The sequence below is a fragment of the Streptomyces sp. NPDC025651 genome (assembly GCF_055558735.1).
Window position 1 is genome coordinate 346638 of sequence record NZ_JBVHLZ010000009.1, and the last position, 21301, is coordinate 367938.

At 71.4% G+C, this 21301-nt stretch carries 17 protein-coding genes; 9 read left to right on the plus strand and 8 right to left on the minus strand.

All coding sequences use genetic code 11. The features are described from left to right. Positions 1 to 42 precede the first annotated feature (42 nt). The 4 genes from ACZ4D5_RS30240 to ACZ4D5_RS30255 all read right to left on the minus strand — a co-directional run bounded on the left by ACZ4D5_RS30240 (position 43) and on the right by ACZ4D5_RS30255 (position 5555). Entirely contained in the window at positions 43 to 615 is a 573-nt protein-coding gene (locus tag ACZ4D5_RS30240; RefSeq protein WP_467775610.1) for a hypothetical protein, read from the minus strand. A gap of 73 nt (positions 616 to 688) precedes the next feature. Further along, on the minus strand, positions 689 to 2263 hold the full coding sequence (locus ACZ4D5_RS30245; RefSeq protein WP_467775611.1) for a phenylacetate--CoA ligase family protein: 1575 nt from the start codon (positions 2261 to 2263) through the stop codon (positions 689 to 691). A gap of 12 nt (positions 2264 to 2275) precedes the next feature. Next, the gene (locus ACZ4D5_RS30250; protein ID WP_467775612.1) at positions 2276 to 3727 is read right to left on the minus strand and encodes a pyridoxal phosphate-dependent decarboxylase family protein; all 1452 of its coding nucleotides are present in this window, start codon (positions 3725 to 3727) and stop codon (positions 2276 to 2278) included. Positions 3728 to 4634: 907 nt separating this feature from the next. Further along, positions 4635 to 5555, minus strand: a complete 921-nt coding sequence (locus ACZ4D5_RS30255; RefSeq protein ID WP_467775613.1) for a MerR family transcriptional regulator — start codon at positions 5553 to 5555, stop codon at positions 4635 to 4637. Between the two features lie 64 nt (positions 5556 to 5619). Between ACZ4D5_RS30255 and ACZ4D5_RS30260 the strand changes: the two genes are divergently transcribed. The 3 genes from ACZ4D5_RS30260 to ACZ4D5_RS30270 all read left to right on the plus strand — a co-directional run bounded on the left by ACZ4D5_RS30260 (position 5620) and on the right by ACZ4D5_RS30270 (position 9454). Next, positions 5620 to 6543 (plus strand): maleylpyruvate isomerase family mycothiol-dependent enzyme, encoded by a 924-nt coding sequence (locus ACZ4D5_RS30260; protein ID WP_467775614.1) that lies wholly within the window; start codon positions 5620 to 5622, stop codon positions 6541 to 6543. A gap of 134 nt (positions 6544 to 6677) precedes the next feature. After that, entirely contained in the window at positions 6678 to 7406 is a 729-nt protein-coding gene (locus ACZ4D5_RS30265) for an HAD family hydrolase (protein ID WP_467775615.1), read from the plus strand. 335 nt (positions 7407 to 7741) lie between these two features. Beyond that, positions 7742 to 9454, plus strand: coding sequence for a helix-turn-helix domain-containing protein (locus ACZ4D5_RS30270; RefSeq protein ID WP_467775616.1), 1713 nt, complete (start codon positions 7742 to 7744; stop codon positions 9452 to 9454). 89 nt (positions 9455 to 9543) lie between these two features. Here the strand turns inward: ACZ4D5_RS30270 and ACZ4D5_RS30275 are convergent, their stop codons facing one another. Further along, on the minus strand, positions 9544 to 11190 hold the full coding sequence (locus ACZ4D5_RS30275; RefSeq protein ID WP_467775617.1) for a caspase family protein: 1647 nt from the start codon (positions 11188 to 11190) through the stop codon (positions 9544 to 9546). Between the two features lie 229 nt (positions 11191 to 11419). Next, a complete protein-coding gene (locus ACZ4D5_RS30280; protein WP_467775618.1) occupies positions 11420 to 12700 on the minus strand; it encodes a TolB family protein in 1281 nt (426 codons plus the stop codon). Between the two features lie 213 nt (positions 12701 to 12913). Here ACZ4D5_RS30280 and ACZ4D5_RS30285 point away from each other — a divergent pair, with 213 nt between their 5' ends. The 4 genes from ACZ4D5_RS30285 (at position 12914) to ACZ4D5_RS30300 (ending at position 17588) form a co-directional block, all read left to right on the plus strand. Then, positions 12914 to 13564: a maltokinase N-terminal cap-like domain-containing protein gene (locus tag ACZ4D5_RS30285; RefSeq protein WP_467775619.1), complete on the plus strand. Its 651-nt coding sequence runs from the start codon at positions 12914 to 12916 to the stop codon at positions 13562 to 13564. A 378-nt stretch (positions 13565 to 13942) separates the two neighbouring features. Then, positions 13943 to 14401 carry a hypothetical protein gene (locus tag ACZ4D5_RS30290; RefSeq protein WP_467775620.1) on the plus strand — a complete coding sequence of 153 codons (459 nt, stop codon included), beginning with the start codon at positions 13943 to 13945 and terminating at the stop codon, positions 14399 to 14401. After that, the gene (locus ACZ4D5_RS30295; protein WP_467775621.1) at positions 14398 to 16494 is read left to right on the plus strand and encodes a bifunctional polysaccharide deacetylase/glycosyltransferase family 2 protein; all 2097 of its coding nucleotides are present in this window, start codon (positions 14398 to 14400) and stop codon (positions 16492 to 16494) included. The genes ACZ4D5_RS30290 and ACZ4D5_RS30295 overlap by 4 nt, the downstream gene beginning before the upstream one ends. A gap of 2 nt (positions 16495 to 16496) precedes the next feature. Next, positions 16497 to 17588 (plus strand): LCP family protein, encoded by a 1092-nt coding sequence (locus ACZ4D5_RS30300; RefSeq protein WP_467775622.1) that lies wholly within the window; start codon positions 16497 to 16499, stop codon positions 17586 to 17588. Positions 17589 to 17612: 24 nt separating this feature from the next. Here the strand turns inward: ACZ4D5_RS30300 and ACZ4D5_RS30305 are convergent, their stop codons facing one another. Beyond that, positions 17613 to 18962, minus strand: a complete 1350-nt coding sequence (locus ACZ4D5_RS30305) for a phosphatase PAP2 family protein (RefSeq protein WP_467775623.1) — start codon at positions 18960 to 18962, stop codon at positions 17613 to 17615. A 65-nt stretch (positions 18963 to 19027) separates the two neighbouring features. Here ACZ4D5_RS30305 and ACZ4D5_RS30310 point away from each other — a divergent pair, with 65 nt between their 5' ends. Next, positions 19028 to 19213 carry a hypothetical protein gene (locus ACZ4D5_RS30310; protein ID WP_467775624.1) on the plus strand — a complete coding sequence of 62 codons (186 nt, stop codon included), beginning with the start codon at positions 19028 to 19030 and terminating at the stop codon, positions 19211 to 19213. Between the two features lie 43 nt (positions 19214 to 19256). On the opposite strand, the gene ACZ4D5_RS30315 is transcribed toward ACZ4D5_RS30310, so the two are convergent. Further along, complete coding sequence (locus ACZ4D5_RS30315) at positions 19257 to 19559, minus strand: hypothetical protein (protein ID WP_467775625.1); 303 nt, start codon at positions 19557 to 19559, stop codon at positions 19257 to 19259. 379 nt (positions 19560 to 19938) lie between these two features. On the opposite strand from ACZ4D5_RS30315, the gene ACZ4D5_RS30320 reads away from it, so the two are divergent. Further along, positions 19939 to 20634: a GAF and ANTAR domain-containing protein gene (locus tag ACZ4D5_RS30320; RefSeq protein ID WP_467775626.1), complete on the plus strand. Its 696-nt coding sequence runs from the start codon at positions 19939 to 19941 to the stop codon at positions 20632 to 20634. The last annotated feature ends 667 nt before the right edge of the window (positions 20635 to 21301 follow it).

The following is a 21301-nucleotide window of genomic DNA, read 5'->3' on the forward strand; positions in this document are numbered from 1 at the left end:
CCTTCGTCGTCGTTCCCGGCTTTCCCGTCGTGGTGTCGGCCGCTACTGGCACAACAGCGCGGGGGAGTCGATGTGCATGATGCTGTTGGAGCCGTCGTACATCTGGACCTCGAGCCGGTACTGGTAGGGCACGCCCCGCGCCATCCAGTGCGGCACCACGCCCGTCCACACGTCCAGGTCGAGCTTGGCGCTGGCCGGGTCCCCGTGGGTCTGCTCGCCGCCCTGCGCCGACTGGGCGGCGCCGTAGGACGGCTGCCCGAGGGCTCCGGGCCCGGGGGCTCCGGGCCCGGCGCCTCCGGGCCCGGAGGCGCCGGGGACGGGCCCCCTTGCCGCGCCCTGCTGGGGAGTTCCGTACGAGGCGGCGCCCTGGGCCCCCGCGCCGGTCTGGCCGTTGCCCGGCAGGAACGAGATGTTCTTGATCTCGACCGGCGTCTGCAGGTCCACGGCGAGCGCGGTCCACGAGACGACCTGCCCCGGCTTGACGACGGTGACGAGATTCGGCGTCCCCTGGTGGGCGCTGTTGAACGCCCCGTCGTCCACCATGCAGAGATTGCCGTCGAGCAGCGACTTGATCGACAGGGCCCCGATGACGTCCACGACAGCGATGATGTTCACTTGCGATTTCGATCCACTCACGGTCATTCCACTCCTGTCCTCGCACCTGGTGGTTGCGCGCGGTGCCCCGCGCCTAGCCGCGGTCCCGCACCAGCGGGACCTTTCCGACCGCGGTCCGCTCGATCTCGGCGGACATCCTGGGCACGAACTTGAGCCGGAGGGTGTAGCCGGTCTTCTCGATCGACGCGGCGTTCGCCTCGCCGTGGTTGAACAGCGAAAGGGCCCGCGGCAGGGCGTTCACGAACACCTGCTGCAGGCCGTAGGGCCCAAGGACCGTGTCCGCCCGGTAGGTGAGGCCGAGCACGTCGTCCACCGCCGCGTACAGCGTGATCGTCCTGCCCTCGCGGTGGTTGACGAACTGGATGTCGTGCGCCACCGCGTCCAGGTCGACCACCTCGGCCGCCTTCAGCTCGTCGCGCAGTGAGGCGTAGGCACGGGCTGCCGAGTACTGGCTGTCGTTGAGGTGCAGCACGTCACCGGTGCGGCCCGCGAACTCGAACTGCCGGGTCTTGAGGCCGGGGCCGTCCGTGCGGGGCCGGTGGATCATCCGGTCGCCCAGCTTCAGGCGCAGCAGCGGGGTCTCGTGCGCGTGCAGGCGCGTGACGACGAGTTCGCCCTCCTCGCCCTCGGGGACCTGGCGCCCCTCCTCGTCGACGATCTCGATGAAGTGCAGGCCCGGCACCGCCGACAGATGGGGCGACGCGGCGTCCAGCTGCAGGCCGATGGTCTCCGCCTGGGTGGCGGCGAAGTAGCTGAGGATCGACAGGTTCGGGTACAGCGCCTGGAGTTCGACCCGCTTGCGCTGGGGCAGGACGCCGCTGCCGTAGAGGGCGACGCGGAAGCTCTCGCGGTACTCCTTGCGCATGCCCGCGCCGAGTTCGGCGAGGATCGCGATGCCCGCGGAGATGCCCATCAGGGCCTTGGGGCCCCGGTAGGAGAACATGTGCTCAAGGACGGGGGCGGTGACGGGCCCCGCGCCGACGTAGTTGACGCCGGGCACGTTCTGCAGCACGCCGCCGACCATGGTGCCGCTGGACCACATCTGGTAGTCGGCCAGCGTGGTGAACAGCCACTTGGGGTCGGCGCCCGCGAGGTGCTCGGCGAGCTGGTACGCCCCCATGAAGCGGCCCGCGATCTCGTAGGTGTCCTTCAACTCCCGCAGGGAGTAGACGACTTCGAGCGGGCTGCCGCCGCTGGTGCCGCCGCTCGCCACGATCTCGAACTCGCCGCGGGTCAGGGGGACGACCATGCCGGGCCGCGTGTCCATGAAGAAGTCGCGCTGGACGTCCTTGTCGGACAGCGGGACGCGCTGCCACTCCTCGTACGTCCGGGGGGCCTTGGTGACGCCGGCCCCGCGCAGCCGCTCGCGCCACAGGGGGTTGAGCATCACGGTGTTCACCATCTGCTGCAGGCGGCGCAGGACGAGGGCGTCCTGGACCTCGTGCGAGATCTCGCTGTACAGGGTCTGGCAGACCCGCTCGCACTCGCGCATCTTGCTCGCGAAGGAGGGGAGTACGGCGACGGCCTCGACGGACTCGGGATGCAGCTCCCAGTCCGGGATGAGCCAGTTGGCCAGTTCGAGGGCGCCGTTCGGCGCCGGTGCGGGCGGTGGAACATACGGTGCCTGTGGAGCGTGAGATGTGCTCAACATCCGTCCCCTCTACGCAATTTCTGTTCCCTGTTCGCTTGCTGTTCCCTGTGCGTTGTCGAGCAGGTCCTGCCCGGTCCTTCTGATTTCGGCGAGCAGCATCCTGAAGTGCTCGCCGGTGATCTGGTGGTTCATCATGACCACGCGCAGAGCGGCGACTCCGTCGACGTTCACCTTCGAGATGAAGAAGTTTCCCTCGAACTTCACGCGGTTCCTGATGGCGATCTGGAGGCGGTGTACTTCCTTCTTGCCGAACTTGCCGCCCGGCTCATTTCCGTACTTCTTCTCCAGGTCGGCGGGACGGTAGCGGAAGCACAGGATGTTGGCTTCCGGACGGTGCAGGGTCTCGAAGTCGGGATCGGCCCTCAGGACGTCATGGGCGTCCCGTGTCAACTGGCAGAGATACTCGATCTTCTCCGCGAAAAGTGCCCTGCCGTAAATGGCCCACAGCGCCCACAGGGTCATGATCATCGGGCGCTTCGTGCACTCGAAGTTCTTTCCCCCGCTGTCAAAGGCGGTGTAGATGTCCTGTTCCTCGTCGAAGACGTAGCTGGCCTTCTGTCGGAATGCCGAGAGCGCGTTCTCCTTGTTCCGGTAGAAGAGCATCGTGCAGGGCGCGGGCACGAACATCATCTTGTGCGCGTCCCAGGTCAGGGAATCCGCGCGCTCGATGCCGCGCAGCTTCTCGCGGAGCGTCTCCGAGACCAGCAGGCTCGCGCCGTGCGCGCCGTCGACGTGCAGCCAGATGTCCTTCTCCCGTGCCACGTCGGCGAGTTCGTCGATGGGGTCGAAGGCGCCGACCGACGTGCTGCCCGCCGACGCGACCATGCAGAACACCTTGAGGTTCTGCCGCTCGGCGGCCTCCAGCGTCGCGCGCACCTCGCCCGCGGAGATCTGCTGCTGCCGGTTGAGCGGCAGGCGGACGAGCTGTGCGTCACCGATGCCGAGCACGCCGGCCGCCCGCGCGACGCTGTAGTGGACGTCCGCGCCCACGGCGATGGCGGGCCGGGGCTGGCCGCGCACCGCCGAGCCGCCCTGCGACCAGTAGCCGGGCAGCTTCTCGTTCCTGGCCGCGAGCAGGGCGGTCAGATTGGCCAGGGAGCCGCCCGACGTGGTCAGCATGGTGAAGCGCTCGGGGTCCCAGCCGATGAAGCGGTTCAGCTCGTCGGCCATGATCCGCTCCACGACGTTGGGCAACTGGCCCGCCTCGTAGAACGAGGACGGCTGGTTGACCATGGAGCTCACGAAGTCGATGACGCCCGCGACCGGCACGACGCCCGAGAACTGTCGCCCCATGTAGCCGGGGGAGTGCACTTGGATGCCCGTCCTGATGTACAGGTCGATGATCCCCGCGAGCCGCTCCTCGTCGAAGGCGGCGACGCTCTCGCGCTCGGTCGTCATCAGGCCCTTCGCGGCCTGCGACAACTTCGCCGGGTCGATCAGTTCGAGCCCTCTGATCGACATGTCGGACAGATGCTTCTCCAACTTCGCCAGAGCGGTTTCTGAATTCTCCCGGAAATGCTGTGGATCAAAGGCCTCGAGCAGTAAGCCGCTTCGATCCGCCCCGGGATCGCTCGACTGAGATTCCGTCACTAGGGTCCCCCCTCGGAATGCCCCTGGGTCATCCGAACATGGTTGAGTCGGCGCAGGCGGCCGCGCCGGGTCGGTTCTGCTCCACGCCAAAAAGAGAGGCCCGCCGCCCGGCTGGTCGAACCGGGCGGCAATGCCGGTTCCTGCGGCGCGCGTTCTGCGCAGGCCGCGCGGAATCCCCCCTCGAATGGTGCTACGTAGCCGTCATCTCCTCGGCATGGTGAGTGCCTGCCCCTCTACAGCGACAACCGTAGGCGGTGGGGATTCAACGAGAAATCGAAAGTCCGGGGTCTGTCCGAAAAGGCGCGTGAACCATCTGATGGTTCGTCACTCAACATGAGTCACACGCGTAACCAGAGGTTCGTGGGGGCCCTGAACTCACTCCACGGTTTTCGGACACTGTGCCTCCGGCATGTGCGCGGCAGAAAGTCCGACCATGCAGGACGGTGGACCTGATCGGCGCGGCGCAAGGCGTTTCCTGCCATCTTCGGCCCCGGATCCCGGGCGCCGTTACACGCGTTCCACGTGCTTCCGGGCGTCGGACAATGGGCGAGTAATTCCCGCTGCGTCACGGCGATCCGGCCATGCCGGACCGCCGGTAACAGAGAGGAGCGGGGGAGGGATCGAACGGACTAGTCAGCTGGGACCAGGAGTATGCGGATCGACTGGTCCTCGGGGCGGTACCGGTCGTTCGCCGCGCCCTGCTTCGTGAACTCCCTTCTCCGCGCCGGGCGTCGCCCGACCGCCGGCGGGTGAACCGGCCGTGGCCGCGGCAGGGATTTCAGGAGGAGCGCACGGAGTGTTCGAGGGAGTCGGTGAGCCATACGTAGGACGTGCCGAGGGTGACCGGGTCGCCGCCGGCCTCGGCCGCGAGGCGCCAGTAGCGGCGCATGCGCGGGTCGCGGTCGGGGGCGACGTGGGCGAGCAGCCGGTTCCTGAACCGCGGGGTGTCGCGCGCGCGGCGGACCGAGGCGTGGGCCGCGACGAACCGGTCGAGCGCGGCGCCCGCGCGCGGCGGCTCGCCCGCCCGGACCATCGGCACCGCCAGCGCGCACGCCTCGCCGATCCCCTCCATCAACGCGTCCTCGTCGTGCCCGAGTTCGGCGCTCGCGTGCGCCCTCTCCAGCAGTCCGCGACTCAGCCCGCGGTCTCCGGCCAGGGCGAACAGCTTGGCGAACGCCACCACTTGGGCCGGTGTCGGGTCGGCGGGCGGCTCGGGAACGGCCAGGGTGACGAACGCGGTGAGCATCGCGTCGGACACCGGCGCGACCATCGTGCGCCTCCAGAAGTCGATCAGCGCGTCGCGGGCGGCGTCCCCGCCCCGGACGGCGGCGAGCAGGTCGAGCCGGGCGGCGCGGTCGGCGGGGCCGCCGGCCTCCTCGACGGCGCGCAGCGAGGCCCGACGCCAGGCCAGATCGGCGAGTTGTACGTCGAGCGCGGCCCGCTCGGCCGCGACGGCCTCGGCCACGGAGTGCTCACCGGCGAGCACGCGCCGGACGGAGGGCAGCCCGAGCCCCAGCCCGCGCAGCCGCCTGACGAGACCGAGCCGCTCCACCGCGGCCCGGTCGAAGCGGCGGTGCCCGCCGGTGCTGCGTACCGAGTCGACGATGCCTTCGTCGCAGTAGAAGCGAATGGTCCGCACCGGGACGCCGGTCAGCCGTGCCAGGTCGCCGATCCCGAACGTGGCGTCGGCCACAGGCACTTGAACCTCCACTGGACTGGAGTTCCTACGGTACCGGCGTCACCCCATGAGAGGAGCTTTCGTGATGATGACCACGACGCCGCCGACGTCGACGCCGGACACCGCACGGCTGGTGGAGGGCCTGCGCGAACAGACGACGGGCTTCGCCCGCGCGGTCGCGGGCGGGGACCCCGATGCCCGGGTCCCCACCTGCCCGGACTGGCCGCTGCGCACCCTCGTCGGCCACGTGGGCCAGGAGCACCGCTGGGCGGCCGAACTCATCCGCAAGGGCGAGCAGTTGCCGGTCCCGGACCCGAACGAGGCGGACCCGGGCGCCCCGGAGGCCTGGTCCGCATGGCTGCGCGAGGGCGCGGAGGACGTGATCCGCGCGATCGAGGAGATCGGCGCGGACACGACGACACAAACGCTCTTCGGCCCGCGCCCGGCGTCGTTCTGGCTGCGCAGAATGCTGAGCGACACGAGCGTCCACCACTATGACGCGGTGCGGGCCAGGGAGGCGGCGGCTCGTGCGGGCGAGGCTCGCGCGGGCACGGGTTCTGCAGTCATGTCTCCCGCGGTGACCTCTCCCGAGGTCACGTCTCCCGAGGTCACGTCTCCCGCGGGTACGGCCTCCGAGAGCCGCGACGGCATCGAGATCCGCGACGGCTTCGAGATCGCCGACGACCTCGCGGTGGACGTGATCGACGAGAACCTGACCCTCCTGACCACCCCGGCCTTCGCCGCACTCAAGCCGGCCGTCGCGGAACTGCGCGGCCGAGGCGAACGCATCGCCCTGCGCCCGGCCGCACAGAAGGGCTGGCGGATCACGAGAACCCCCGAGGGCCCGCGCCGTGAACGCATCCACGCCAAGGCGGACGTGACGGTCTGGGGCCCGCCGACCGCCCTCATGCTCCTTCTCGCGGGCCGCGTCGGACCGCAGGACGACAGGGTGACGGTGACGGGTGACCGCGCGCTCCTGGACCACTGGCTGACACACGCGACGCTGTAGCCCCACCGGTCGTCGTCGGCCACAAGTGCTCCACGGCCCCGCTGAGTTGACGTCGTCGTGCGATCCTGTTGATCGCGCGGCGTCGGCGGTGGCGTCGCGTCCCGACCGGTTCGTACGAAGGAGAGCAGGGCGGCATGATCGTCGAGCACGTGATCTTCGACTGGGCGGGCACGCTCACCCCGTGGCACACCGTGGATCTGCCGGGCATCTGGCGCGAGACCGCGGCCGCGCTGGACGGCGTGGAGCCGCACCGGGTCGATGAGGTGGGCGAGCGGCTGTTCCAGGCCGAGCGCGAGCTGATGGCCCGCTGCCGCGAGACCCAGTGCTCGGCCCGGCTCGACGAGGTGTTCGAGCTGGCCGGGGTGGCGGCGCACGCGCGGGCCCTCGCCGTGTACCGCCGTGCCTGGGAGGCCCACACCTTCACCGACCCGGAGGCCCTGGAGATGCTCGCGGGCCTGCGCGAGCGCGGCGTGGGCATCGGAGTCCTGTCCAACACGCTGTGGCCGGCCGCCTGGCACGAGGAGATCTTCGACCGGGACGGCGTGCTCGGCTTCGTCGACTGCGCGATCTACTCGAGCGAGGTGTCCTGGAGCAAGCCGCACCCCGAGATCTTCGCCGCGGCCCTCGCGGCGATCGGCGCGACGTCGCCCGACGCCTGCGTGTACGTGGGGGACCGCTCCTTCGAGGACGTCCACGGCGCCCGGCAGGCCGGAATGAGGGCGATCTTCGTCCCGCACAGCTCCGTCCCGGCCGACGAACTCGGCGACCACGCCGCCGAGCCGGACGCGATCGTCACCACCCTCAAGGACGTGCTGACGGTGGTCGACGACTGGAACAGGGGAGCCGACCGCACGGGCGCGTGAGCGGTCAGCGGGCGTCGGGCACCTGAATGCGCGGGCACCCGAATGCCCGGCTGCTTGAACGCCCGGCCACTTGAATGCCCGCCACCCGTACGTCCGGTGGGTGCGAACCGCGGCCGTACACCTGCCCTCCGCTCGCCGTCTCCAGGGCGCCGTCGCGGACCTGGGCCTGGACGCCGGCACCCCGGTGTCCGCCCTTGGCACGGGAGCATCAACCAAGAGGGATACCCGCCGGTTGACCTTGCACATACGATGCTGGGACCCGCATTCACCTGGCGTATGTGACTCGCCCCTGCCGCGACCCGGCCGGGGGTGACCGCACCAAGGAGCCACCGCCCATGCACGTCGAAGACCTCCTCCAGCTCACCTCCCTGGACCTGAACCTGCGGTGGGGCGACGGCACTTCGCTGTCACGGGAGATCCGCGGCGTCACGGCGGCCGACCTGGACGACCTGCACGACCCGGAGGCCCCGACGTGCTTCCCGCGGTCGGGCGAGGCCGTGTGGAGCGGCCTCGCCCGGTGGAGCCCCGACGAGGGGCAGGCGAAGGCCGACCGGTTCGTCGCGGCCCTCGCCGCCGCGGGCGTCACCGTCCTGCTCGCTGCCGAGGAGACCCACGGCGCCGTACCCGAAGCCTTCGTGGACGCCTGCCGCGCGCACGGCGTCGCGCTGGTCTCGGTGCCGCCGCACACCGACTTCCGCGCCGTCACCGACGCGATCCACCGGCGCTGTCAGGAAGGCCTGAGCCGGCGGCGCCCCGACCGCCCCGCGCTGCCCGAGAACGTACGCGTCGAACTGAACCGTCTCCTGGCGGCGGACGCCGACGCCGCCACCCTCCTCGACCGCGCCTTCGACCACCTCGGCACCCCGGCCTGCCATCTGCTCACCGCGACCGGCCGCACCGTCGCCCGCACGTCCTCCGCCCCGCACCTCTCCCCGGAGCAGGCCGTCCGGCAGTTGACCCGGCCGTGGGGGACATGCCTGCGGATCGACACGGACGCGACGGCGTACGACAGTTGGCACCTGTACCTCCCTCACGCGGACGAGGCGCCGCCACGTCTGCCGCACGAGATGGCCGACGTCCTGGCCCGGCACCGGGAACGGCGCGTGCGTGCGGAGTCCGTGACGCGGGAGCGCGCCGCGGCTCTCCTCGCCCTCCTCGACGGGGCGGCCCCCGCGCCGACGGCCGCGGTGCTGCGTGAGGCGCTGAGGGACTGCGGGCTGCCGGAGGAGGGGCCGTACCAGGTGATCGCCGCGTCGGTGGGCGCCGGTGAACGGGGCCTGGCCGAGCGGGGCCTGGCCGAACGGGGCCCGGACGAGCCGGGCCCGGACGAACGAGGCATGGGTGAACGGGATAGAGGCATGGGTGAACGGGACAGGGGCGAGGACGGCGCGCGCGAGCAAGGCGTGGGCACGCGGAACGCCCCGGCCCTCGCCGCCCTCACGGAGGCGCTGCGGCACCTCCCCGACGCCCCGCCCTTCGCCGTCGGCGCCCTCGCGGACGGCGGGGCGGTAGCCGTGATCCACCTGGGTGCCGCCACCGACGCCCCGGACGGCGTCCAACTCCAGGACATCTGGCCCCTGTTGACCGCCCGCACCCCGAGCACCCCCTTGCACGGCGGCCTCGGCGCGGCGGTGCGCACGCCGGAACTGCTCGCGCGCGGCCTGGCCCAGGCCCGCTACGCCCTCGACGCCGCCCGCGCCGCCGCGCCCCGGCACGGCCTGCTGACCCGCACGGACGCGATGACCACGCTCACCGGCCTGGTCGCGGGCGTGCCCGAGGCCGTGCGCACCGCGTTCACCGCCCGCACGCTGGGCCCGCTGACCGACGAGACCGACGCCTCCTCGCGCACGCTCCTGCACACCCTGGAGACCTACCTCACGCACAGCGGCTCCTGGGCCCGCACCGCCGAGGCCCTCCAACTGCACGTGAACACCGTGCACTACCGCATCCAGCGCATCGAGCACCTCACCGGCCGCGACCTGTCCCGCCTCGACCACAGACTCGACCTGTACGCCGCGCTGCGCTGCCGCAGACCGGTCGCGCCGTAGCGCTTGGAACGGGCCCGGTGCCGAACGGCCCGCGAAGTCGCGCCGGGCAGGGGGCGCCTGGCCGACGCCGAATGCGGCACGCGGGGAACTCAGTCCGCCTCCAGCACGAAGGACGCCTGCGCCGTGGTCAGCCTCGGCGCCCGCGCCTCCACCAAGTAGGTGCCCACGCTCGCCGGACCCGCCTCCGGCGCGCCGCAGCCGGGAGCGCTGGGCTCGCGGTCCCATTCGACGGTGCGGCTCGCACGGTCCCCGGCGGGTACGCGGACGAGGGAGCTGCCGGGTCCCGTGGGGCAGTGGGCGGAGGACCACAGGGGTTCCTCGGCGCCGGCCCGGGTCACCGTGAGAACGGTCTTCGTCGGCCCGAGATCCAGCTTGCAGTCGCTGCCGGAGGAGTTCGCGGCGGTCAGTTCGAGGGCCGGATCCTCGCCGGGGGCATAGCTGTTGTGGACGCTGCGCACCGTGAACTCCACCGCGCCCGCCGTGCAGTAGGGCAGGCTGGAGCGGCCGTCCGCGTCGGCTTGGCCCGCGTCTGAACCGCCGTCCCCCTTTGCCGTACTCGGCTTGCTCGCCGTACTCGGCTTGCTCGGCTCGCTCGACCCGCCCGCTTCGCCGGAGCGGCTCGACCCGCTCGTCGGGGGCGTGGCGTCGGGGCCGGTTCCGGGGCCGGGTGCGGAACTGCCGGACGTGGCCGACACTCCGGCCCCGGCAGCCCTCCTCGCCCCGTCGCCGTCGCCTCCGTCGTCGCCGAAGGAGGCCAGCACCCAGGTCGTCGTGGCGAGAAGGCCGAGCAGCGCCAGAGCGGAGAGCGCCAGCCACCCGTGACGACGCCGGGCACCGGGGCCGCCTCCGCTCACCACCTCCGCACCCGCGCCCACCTCCGCACCCGCGTCCGCCTCCGTCGCCGTCTCCACGAGGGGAGCCGTCGGCGGCTTCCGCGTCTTCGACGGAGGCAGCACGAGAAACGTGTCGGAAGGCATGTCGCCGACGGTCCGCAGCGTCTGGGGCTGCCCCTTCTTCCGGTACGCCCGGTGCAGCTCCGTCACCCGCTCCTGGACCTCCGCCGCGAACGCGTCGAGACGGAGCGCCGTGGCGGCCGGCTGGGCGGCGACGACGTCCGACACCGACCGCGAGAAGATGCTGAACGATTCACCGGGGCCGATGCCGGGAACCGGGTCCGCCGCCGACTCCTGCGGACGCACGAACAGCGCGAGCTGGGCGGGTGAACAGGCGTAGACGTAGGCCACTTTGCGGCGCAGCGCGGCGCTGATCTTCTGCCGGCTCCACTGTCTGACGCCCGCCACGCCCATCGCCCCCTGCTCGATCCCTTCCCGGCAGGCGTCGATCAGGAAGACCACGTGCCCGGCGGGGGTCTCGTCGAGGTGCCGGCGCCAGTCGATCGCCACGCACCCCGATTCGAAGGGGTGGGTGTCCTCGTCGATGTCCTCCGGTACGAGATAGTCGTGGCCCCCGGCGTGCACGCCGTGTCCGCTCAGCAGGACGAGCAGCGTGTCGCCGGGGCGTGCGCGCCTGAGGAATCCGATGACGCGGGCGTTCACGAAGTTCGCCGAGACCTGCTTCCCGCCGTCCCGCGCCGCCAGTACCTGCACCTCGGCGAAACCTCGTTCCTCCAGGGCGGATCCGAGGCGGGCGAGGTCGCCGGGGACGAAGGGGAGCGGCGCCACACCGGACGCGTCGTAGTCGCTCGCCCCGATGAGCAGGGCACGGTGACACCCCATCAGACGCGCGTCACTTCCTGGAGGCAGGCAGGGCGCCGCGGCTGCTCCGCGCCTGAGGGCCGCCGATGAACCGCACGGGCGGGGACGGTTCATCGGACGGGACAGCGGCTGCGGTCACGGATCCCCCTGGGTCATCGATGGAGTGCCAACTCTACGAAGACAGCGGGGGGTTCATGACGGACTGGCGGAAAAGGGCGGACTGGACGCGCCGGTGCGGCCGCGCGGGAGTTCAGCGGAGTCGGCGGACAAAGCCGTCGTAGGCGCCGTTCGTGTCGTCGGGGACGAGCTGCGCCGATTCGCTGCCCAGGCCGATCCGCCGGGCCCCCGCGCCCACCGAGTGGACCGACACGGAGCTGTCCGTGACCGGCCCTCCCGTGGTGGACTCGCTGACCAGTCGCGTCGTGCCGGTGCGCAGGTCCCGCAGGTAGACGTTGGCGGGACCGGTGCGGCCGTCCGCCGTGCGCGGATCCGCCAGATAGGCCACGTACCGCCCGTCGGCGCTGAGCACGGGCTGCCGCACCCGGTCCTCCCCGGCGGGGCCGGCCTTGACGCGGCGGGTCACGTCCTCGCGCAGGTCCCGGACATAGGCGGAGGAGCCTTCGTCGGGCCTCTCGCCGGGGACCAGCTCCTCGTCGCCCCAGTAGTCGAAGGCGATGGACCGGCCGTCCGCGGAGAACGAGCCGCCCATCCCGTACCGCACGGCGGGGGAGCCGTCCGGCTTGACGTTGACCTGCTCCTCGGTGCCGGTCCTGCGGTCGTGCACCAGCAGGCGGCCGTACGAACTGCGCGGCACCAGCTGGGTGTACGCGACGTAGCGTCCGTCGGCGCTCATGTCCTGCAGGAGCGCCGGATTGGTGGGGCTGTTCCGGTTGGTGACCCGCTTCACGTCGCCGGTGCGGCGGTCGAGGACGTACACGGCTCCGAAGAGGTCGGCGGGGTCGTCCTCCATCCGGTCCGCCTTGGCGTTGAAGGCGACGTACCGGGCGTTCGACGACATGGTGGCGCCCCCGGCGAAGGCGGTGCCTCCGTCGCGGGCGACGCTGATCCGCTTCGTGCTGCCGGTGCGCCGGTCGTGCAGGTAGATGTCGTCACCCGCGCCGGCCGGGGGAGGGGTGTCCCAGTGGACCAGGTTGTCGGCGTTGGAGCGGAACAGGACGTACCGCCCGTCGGCGCTGATGGCCTGCGCGGACGATTCGCCGTCGCCCTGCGCGCCGTCCGAACTGACGCTGACCCGCTCGACGGTCCCCTTGCGCAGATCGCGTACGAAGACGTCGGAGGAGCCGTTCGTGTCGCCGGGCACGAGATTGGACGCGTACGCGCTGAAGAGGGCGAAGCGGCCGTCGGCGCTGAACTGGGGCCCGTACGACGCGCCGTTGCCCTGTTCCCCGGTGGCGGACAGGGTGACCCGCTCGGTCCCGGCCCCGACCGTGGCCCTGGACGCCGAGGCGGGCGACGTCACCGACAGCGCGACCATCGCCCCGGCGAGCGCCGCCACGGATACCCCACGCATGGCTCTGAACACAGTTCCCCCCGATTTTCCCCGTTTTCGCATGGCCTCAAGTCCCCTGCCCAAGGCCCACCTTGAGGCAAACGCATCACCACGCACACCGTCAATACCCCGAATTGATCACAACCCGGACGCGGGGTCAGGCGTCCGCGAGGCGGCGACGCGAATGGGAAGGTAAGGCGGTCCGTAATCGAACAAGGGGAGAGGTCCTTCGGCATGGCCGTCATCCACCGCACCACCCTCAGACCGACCAAGCTCGAACTGCTCACCGCCTGGCTGCCCACCCGCCCCTGGTACCGCGGCGCTCCCGTGCCTGAGCTGGCCAAGTCCGGCGGGTTCCGCATCGACGACCCGCAGGGCGAGGTGGGCGTCGAGTTCATGGTGGTCACCGACACCTCGGGACCGCGCCCGACCGCCTATCTGGTGCCGCTCACCTACCGCGGCGCGCCGCTCGACGGCGCGGAGCACGCCCTCGTCGGCACCATGGAGCACGGCGTCCTCGGACGGCGCTGGGCCTACGACGGAGCCCACGACCCGGTGGTGGCCGCCCAGTTGCCCGCCCTGGTCGAGGGACGGATCCAGGCCCAGGACCAGAACACCAGCGACGTACCGGACCGGGACGTCACGTCCTCGTACACCGGTGAGGGGCCGATCTCCGCCGCGGCCGGGGTCACCGCCGCCGACGACGACGAAGGCACCGCCCTGACGCTCCCGGACGGCCGCGTCCTGCGTCTGCGCCGCGCCCTGCGGCCCGCCCAGGACGATCCGGCTGCCCTTCCGCAAGGAGCGATCGGTCACATCTCCGGGGCCTGGAGCCTGCCGAACGGCACGCGCGCGCGTGGGCTGTTCGCCGTGCTGCACGCGTAATCCCGGGCCTGGCGGCGCCCGTTGCCGCTCTCTTGCCGTCGCGCAGGTGATCCATGGTGTGGCCGGTGCCTCGCAGGTGGGCTGTTGCCCTGCCACCAGGGTGCCCGAGTAGGGTCGGAGGCCGCGTGACGGCTGACGGCCGCACCCCGGCCTTCCGGCCCTCGTGAGGGCACATGCCTTGCGGGGGCACATGCGTACGTGGCCTTCCCGGCCCCACCCGGGAGGGCGCTCGGCATGCGCGCGTACGGGAGAACCCCGTACGCGCCGGGCACCGGGATGCGGCTCCTGACGTCTCACGGGCAGCACGGCGGACCTCCGGGTCCGCACCCCCCCACACATAAAGAGCCGCGCGTGCGCGGCCGCAGATCAGGAGCACCAGTGCAGGGCACCCCCCACATAGCCAGCACACCGCACGACGGGCGATGGTCGCCCGTACCCCCTGCCCGCAGAGCGCAGTACGCCGGGCAGGACATGCGGTACGCAGGGCAGGACACGCAGTACGCCGGGCAGGACATGGCGCAGCCCGTGCCGCACTCCATGCCGCAGCAAGGGGAGGCGGCGCCCTACGTCGCCCCGGTGGCGCGCCGCCCTCAGGACGACGAGCCCCAACTCCCCGTCTTCATCGACGAGTCGGGCTGGCGCAGGCGCGCGCTGCAAGGCGTGGCGCTGGTCGTGGGCCTCGTCTGCATCGGATATCTGCTGTTCGTCGGCGCGCTGGTCAGCGGGCTCATGCAGCCGGTCGGCACGCACCCGCCGCGCATGAACGGTCCGGTGCCCGCGGGACCGGACACCGGCGACAGACCCGCCCCGCCGCCGGCCGGAGCCCCGAAGCAGTGAGCAGGAGTGCCGCCGTCCGTCGCCCGCCGCGCGGACACTGGCTGGTGCTCCTGCTGGTGCTCCTGGTGGTCGCCGTCACCCTTCTCTTCGAGGGCTGGACGACCCACCAGGTCGACGCCGCGCGCACCAAACCGCCGTGCACCAGACCGATCCCGCGCGAGGCGGACGACGGCAGGCCGCTGCTGCGGTTCGGCCCCAAGGGGGTCACCACCGCCGCCATGCCGCCGGGAACCGTCGCGCTCACCTTCGACGGCGGGCCCGACCCGGTGTGGACGCCGCGCCTGCTCGACCTGCTGCGCGCACACCATGCGCGGGCGACCTTCTTCGTCTACGGGAAGGACGCGGCCGAGCACCCGAAGCTGATGCGGCGCATCCTGTACGAGGGGCACGAGATCGGCTCGTACACCTACAGCGGCGGCGACCTCGGCGTCGCGTCGTCGCTGCGCGCCCGCCTCGAACTGTCGCTCACCCAGGCCGCCCTGGCGGGTTCCGTCGGCGTCAACACCACCCTGCTGCGGCTGCCGCACACCACGGCGGCGGACACCCTCTGCGGCCCCCAGTGGCCGGCCGCGCGCCGCGCCGCGGAGCAGGGGTACCTGGTGGCCGCCTCGGACCACAAGGACCGCAAGCCCCGGCAAGGGCTGGTGTCGCAGCACAGCCAGACCGACCTGGGCTACCACGAGGCGCAGGACCTGCTGCGGGACCGCGGCGCGAAGCGGTTCACCACGATCAGCGGCGGCCTCGACCGCCCCTCCTTCGTCGAGGAGGTCCCGGTCGCCCAGGAGATCAAGGGCGAGGGCCTGATCTGGTCGAAGCGGCTGGGGCACGCCTTCCTCACCGTGATGGTGTGGACGCTGACCCTCGCCGGCGCGCTCGGCGTCCTGCGGATGCTCCTGTTCTCGGTGTTCGCCCGGCTCCACGTGCGCAGGCTGCACCGGTACCGGCCCGGCGCGCCACGGCTGCGGGAGGTGCGCGACCCGGTGACGGTGCTCGTGCCCGCGTACAACGAAGAGGCCGGTATCGCCTCCACCGTGTACTCGCTGCTCGCCTCCACGTACCCGCACTTCCAGATCATCGTGATCGACGACGGCTCGACCGACGCCACCGCCGACATCGCCGAGGAGATCGACGACCCGCGGGTGACGGTGATCCGCCAGCCCAACGGCGGCAAGCCGAGCGCCCTCAACACCGGCCTGGCGCACGCCGGGTACGACATCGTCGTGATGGTCGACGCGGACACCATCTTCGAACCCGAGGCCCTGGCCCGGCTCGTCCAGCCGCTCGCCCACCCGGCGGTCGGCGCGGTCAGCGGCAACACCAAGGTCGGCAACCGGCGCCGCATCCTCGGCAAGTGGCAGCACCTGGAGTACGTGCTCGGCTTCAACCTGGACCGGCGGATGTTCGAGGTCCTGGAGTGCATGCCGACGGTGCCGGGCGCGATCGGCGCCTTCCGCAGGGACGCGCTGATGGGCGTCGGCGGCGTCAGCGACGAGACCCTGGCCGAGGACACCGACCTCACGATGGCGCTCTGGCGGGCCGGCTGGCGCGTCGTCTACGAGCAGTCGGCGGTCGCCTGGACCGAAGTCCCCACCACCCTGCGGCAGCTGTGGCGCCAGCGCTACCGCTGGTGCTACGGCACCCTGCAGTCGATGTGGAAGCACCGGCACGCGGTGGTGGAGGTCGGACCCGCCGGACGCTTCGGCCGGCGCGTGCTGCTCTACGTCACGCTGTTCCAGATCGTCCTTCCGCTGTGCGCTCCGGTCGTCGACATGTTCGCCCTGTTCGGGGCGTTCTTCCGGGACCCCGTGGAGGCCGCCCTCGTCTGGTTCGGGTTCCTCTCCGTCCAGCTGGTCACCGCCGCGTACGCGCTGCGCCTCGACCGCGAACGGCTGCGGGTGCTGTGGGTGCTTCCGCTCCAGCAGTTCGTCTACCGGCAGCTGATGTACCTGGTGGTCTTCCACTCCGTGACCACGGCGCTGCTCGGCACCCGCCTGAAGTGGCACAGCATGAAGCGCGCCGGGACCGCCGACCCGTATCTGCTCGATGCGCCCGCGCCGCCCGAAGAGGCGCGGCAGAGTCTGCAAGGGAGTTGACCATGACAGATCCGCTTGCCGCGCGTGAGCGGTTCGCCGAGCGCCCCAGCTCCCACTACGGCCCCCGGCGCGCCCACGCCCGCCAGTCGAAGGTGAAGCGCAGGAGGCTGCGGCGGGCGGTGCTCGTCCTGCTGGCGGTCGTGGCCGTCGTGGTGGGCGGGACGTACGGCTGGGCCGAGACCCGGCTCCAGCGCGACGTCGACCTCGGCGCGTACGGGGACCGGCCGCCGCCCGGCGAGGGCACCAACTACCTCATCGTGGGCTCGGACAGCCGCGACGGGCTCTCCGAGGGCGACGTGGCGGACCTGCACGCGGGCGGGGGAGGCGGGCGGCGCACCGACTCGATGATGCTGCTGCACACCGGGGCCCACGGCACCAGCATGGTCAGCCTGCCGCGCGACTCCTGGGTCACCGTGCCGGGCCGCCTGGACACGACGACGGGCAAGACGAAGCGCCCTGAGGGGGACAAGCTCAACGCCGCGTTCTCCTACGGCGGCCCGGAGCTCCTCGTCCACACCGTCGAGCGGAACACCGGGCTGCGCATCGACCACTACGCGGAGATCGGCTTCGCCGGGTTCGTGAACATCGTCGACGCGATCGGTGGCGTACGCATGTGCCTGGACCGGGACATCAAGGACGAGAAGTCGGGCGCCGACCTGCGCAAGGGCTGCCAGACCCTGAACGGCAAGCAGGCGCTCGCCTTCGTCCGGCAGCGGCACCAGGAGAGGGAGGGCGACCTGGGCCGCTCCAGGAACCAGCAGAAGTTCCTGTCGACCCTCGCCCACCAGGCCGCCGGGCCCGGCACCCTGTTCGACCCGACGGAGATCGGCCCGGCCGTGGAGGCCGGGCTCGACACGCTCATCGTCGACGAGGACATGAGCCTGCGGGACCTCGCCGACATGTTCCGCGCGGTGCAGGGTGTCGCGGGCGGCCGGGGCAAGCAGATCAACGTGCCCGTGTCCGGCATCGGCGTCCCCACCTCCAAGGGCAACGTACTGAAGTGGCACGCGAAGAGGTCGCAGAAGCTCTTCGACGACCTGCGGCACGACCGCCCGGTGACGGAGACGGGAAAGGTGACGCGCAAGCGCCCCTGACTCCCGCGAGGCAGCGCCCCTGACTCACACGAGTTCGGGCGCCGCCGGTTGCGGCTCCGCCTGCCGGGGGAGCCGCACCGGCGCGGGCTTCGCGTCCCACAGCCGCGTCGTCCGTACGTAGCCGTAGATGACGGACAGCATCAGCGCGACGACCAGCGGACCGAACAGCCACGGACGCGCGGCCATCTCGACCGGCAGAAAGCGGTAGGACACGAGGAGCGCGGTGAAGACGGCCGTGCCGTACGCGACCAGGCGGATCCCCGACCGGTCCCAGCCGCGGTCGAACGTGCGCAGGCCCGCCTCGACGGTGAGGGCGAACACCACGCCGGCGAGGAGGTCCACGCCGTAGTGGTAGCCGAAGCCCAGCGTGGCGCAGAGGGTGGCGACGAGCCAGAACGTCCCCGCGTACCGCAGGAGGCGCGGCCCCTTGCGGGAGTGGACGAAGATCGTGACGGCCCATGCCGTGTGCAGGCTGGGCATGCAGTTGCGCGGGGTGATCCCGTCGTACGGCACCGGGTGCGGGACGCCGATCGAGGGCGCCGTGTGCGGCCACAGGTCGGCGACCGCCCACTCCACGCCGCCGGTGCCCGAGGTGCCGGGACCGTAGGCGAAGATCGGCCCGACCACCGGGAAGATCATGTAAAAGGCGGGCCCGATCAGGCCGATCAGCAGGAACGTGCGCACCAGGTGGTGGCGCGGGAAGCGCCGCTCGACCGCGACGTTGCGCAGCTGGTAGAGCGCGACGGCGACCGCGGCCACGGCGAGCTGGGCGTAGACCAGGTCGAGCACGTACGTGCTGACGGGGCCACTGGCCTCGAGAAGCCGCCCGGCCAGCCACGACGGATTGCCGAGCGCGTGATCGGCGGCGGCCACGTACGGATCGAGGACCGTCGGGCGGGTCTTCGCCGTGATGAGCAGCCAGGTGTCACCGGTCTTGCGCCCGGCCACGAGCAGCAGCCCGAGTCCGACGCCCTTGAGCAGCAGCACCCGCTCCTGGCCCGTGCGGCGTGTGAGGGCGATGACCCCGACACCCAGCATCACCCACAGCGCGCCGTTGCCGAAGAACTGGTCCTCGGGCACCTCGGCACCGACCGCCCACCGCACCAGCACGAAGACGGCATCGATCCCGATGGCGGCCCCGGCGGCGACGAACCGCTGCCGCCAGGTGAGCACGACCATCATCAACGCCAGGCCGCCGTAGAGCGGCCCCGGCTTGGGCGGGAAGATCACCTCGCGGAGCTGGTTGGTGATCGGCCCCGGTTCACCGCCGTAGCGGCGCGCGGCGACCTCCAACGCGACAAGCAGCCCGAGGGCCACCGCGCCGGCCGTGGCCCACAGGATGATCCGGGGCCGACGCAGCGCGGCGAACGTCATTCGGCTGTTTATTCGCGAAAACACCCGCGAAACTATAGACATCAATTGTTTGACAGGTTTGTTCGGTGATGCTCGCGTACCTGGGCGACTGGCGGCAGGACCTGATCGAGGCGGCCGAGGCGGTCGCGCAAGCCCGTCGGTGGTTCGCGTGCGCTGCCGCTTCGCGGGATCTGTCCATGCAGGCATCCTCCTGCATGGGGCTCGACCTCAAGACGTCACCCCATGAGTCGGCCACAGGGGCGGCATGGTGAGGCCCGCGCGAAGACTTCGCGCGGGCCTTCGGTCTGCTCGGGGTCACTGATGCGAGGTGTCCGAGGTGTCACGGCTGCCGCTCTTGGCCAGGCCCCGGCTGACCAGGTAGCCGATGGTCAACAGGGTGACGTACAGCCAGGCCTGGTCGGCGGGGAACCGGTCCACGCCGTCGGAGCCGTCACCGACCGCCAGAGAAGCGATCAGAACGGCCAGTACCGAGGCGATGTAGACGAACATCTCGGAGGTCTTGAACGAGGGTTTCGTCTCTGACCAGACGTGACGTGCCGGACGTGCGCCCCGGGCCTGGCCGGCTTCCGGATACCCGGGGGACGAAGCTGCGGTCATCTTGTCTCTGCCTCCTGGATGGGGGTGCCCTGTGGCGTGCGGGCAGGCGAGCGTGTACCCGAGGCCCCGGTCCCGGAACGCTCTGCCGGACGCGTCGGCTCCCCTTCCGCCACTCATCGGCCAGGCGCCCAAGAGGCGGCGGAGCAGCATGCGTTCGGGAGGACTGCGCCAGGTGACCGGTGTCGCCGCGGGGTACGCATGGGGCCCGGGAGCCACCGCGCACTCCGGCCGGAATGGCGCGCACGCCACCGGGACGGGGGCGCTTTGGTGCTGCGCGACACACGTCGGGTCATGCCGGAAACAAGGTTCTCCCTTCAGGGGCGGGAACGCGAGAGGGTGGGCAGGAAGCGTATGCGGACTGCGCGGGACGGAGGGCGGCGTGAACTGGGTTCGGTTTGCGGAGCAGGTGGCGGCGATGGCGCGGGACCTTCTGGCGCAGGACTCGGTGGAGGCCACACTGCGGCGGATCACCGCGTCGGCCACCGAGCTGGTGCAGGGCTGCGAGGAGGCGGGCATCCTCGTCATGCACGGAAAGAAGGTGGAGACCCTCGCGCCCACCCACCAACTGGTCGTCGACAGCGACCAGTTGCAGGAAAGCCAGGGCGAGGAACCTTGCTTCGACGCCGCCCTCCGCCTGGGCGGGCAGCGGGTCTTCCGCATCGCCGACCTCTCCGGCGAGCAGCCGCGCTGGCCCAAGTACGCTCCCCGCGCCCGCGCTCTCGGTGTGGGCAGCATGATGGGCTTCCTGCTCTTCACCGAGGACCAGGAGCTCGGCGCGCTGAACCTCTACTCCCGTCGGCCCGGCGCGTTCACCGAGGCCAGTGAGACGGCCGGCGTGCTGCTCGCCTCCCATGCCGCCGTCGCGTTCTCCAGCGCCCGTACCCACGCCCAGCTCGCGCAGGCCCTCGCCACCCGCCACACGATCGGCGAGGCCATGGGCATCCTGATGAACAGGCACCGGCTCACGGAGGGGGAGGCGTTCGACATGCTGCGCCGTTACTCGCAGGACAACAACATCAAGCTTCGCGATGTCGCGCACCAGATCTGCAAGAAGGGCGAGTTCTCCGGCCCTTGAGGTGTTTCGCCCCGGCCCTGAGCCGTGCGCGGCTTCCCCAGCTCAAGGTCCGAACCGGGAAAGCCTGGGCTGGAGCAGCCCCTAGGGAATGCCGCGAACCCGCCCTGCAGGCCAAGTTCCCCGCCCCGCACCCTTCACGCGCGGACAGCCCGGTCGCGATGCCGGGCCCCGGCCCCCGAGTCGAGGCGTGTGTGCCGCGCGCTTTCGCCCACGGTGGCGTCTGCTCACCCTCAGTGACCACCGCATCGAACTGGCCGAATGATCCGCGGCTGGAGCGCCGTCACAGGAGCATCCGTGCATGCCTGAACGCGGTGCCCCTCACGCCCGCGCGCCATCGGCATGCCTCAACTTGCCCGCAACGCACACAACTTGCCTCTCCCGCAAGCAACTCCTTTAGTACGCGCGAGAGTTGATGCCACCCTTGCGCCGGGCGGCGCCGGTGTCCCCGAAGGGGCTCGTGTCACGGCGGCGCGCCGACGCGGCAGCCCTGTTCCGCATGCCCGTGAGTACGCGGCCCGAGCCCGGCGGCACACCGTCCGAACCCCGGCGGCGCACCGTCCGGGCGCTCCGGCCGGCGGGTCCGGTCACGGATGGCGACGCTCCCGTTCCGTATGGCCGAAACCTGTAGCTGGGCGACCGAACAATCTTGGGATTCTCTGGTCATGCG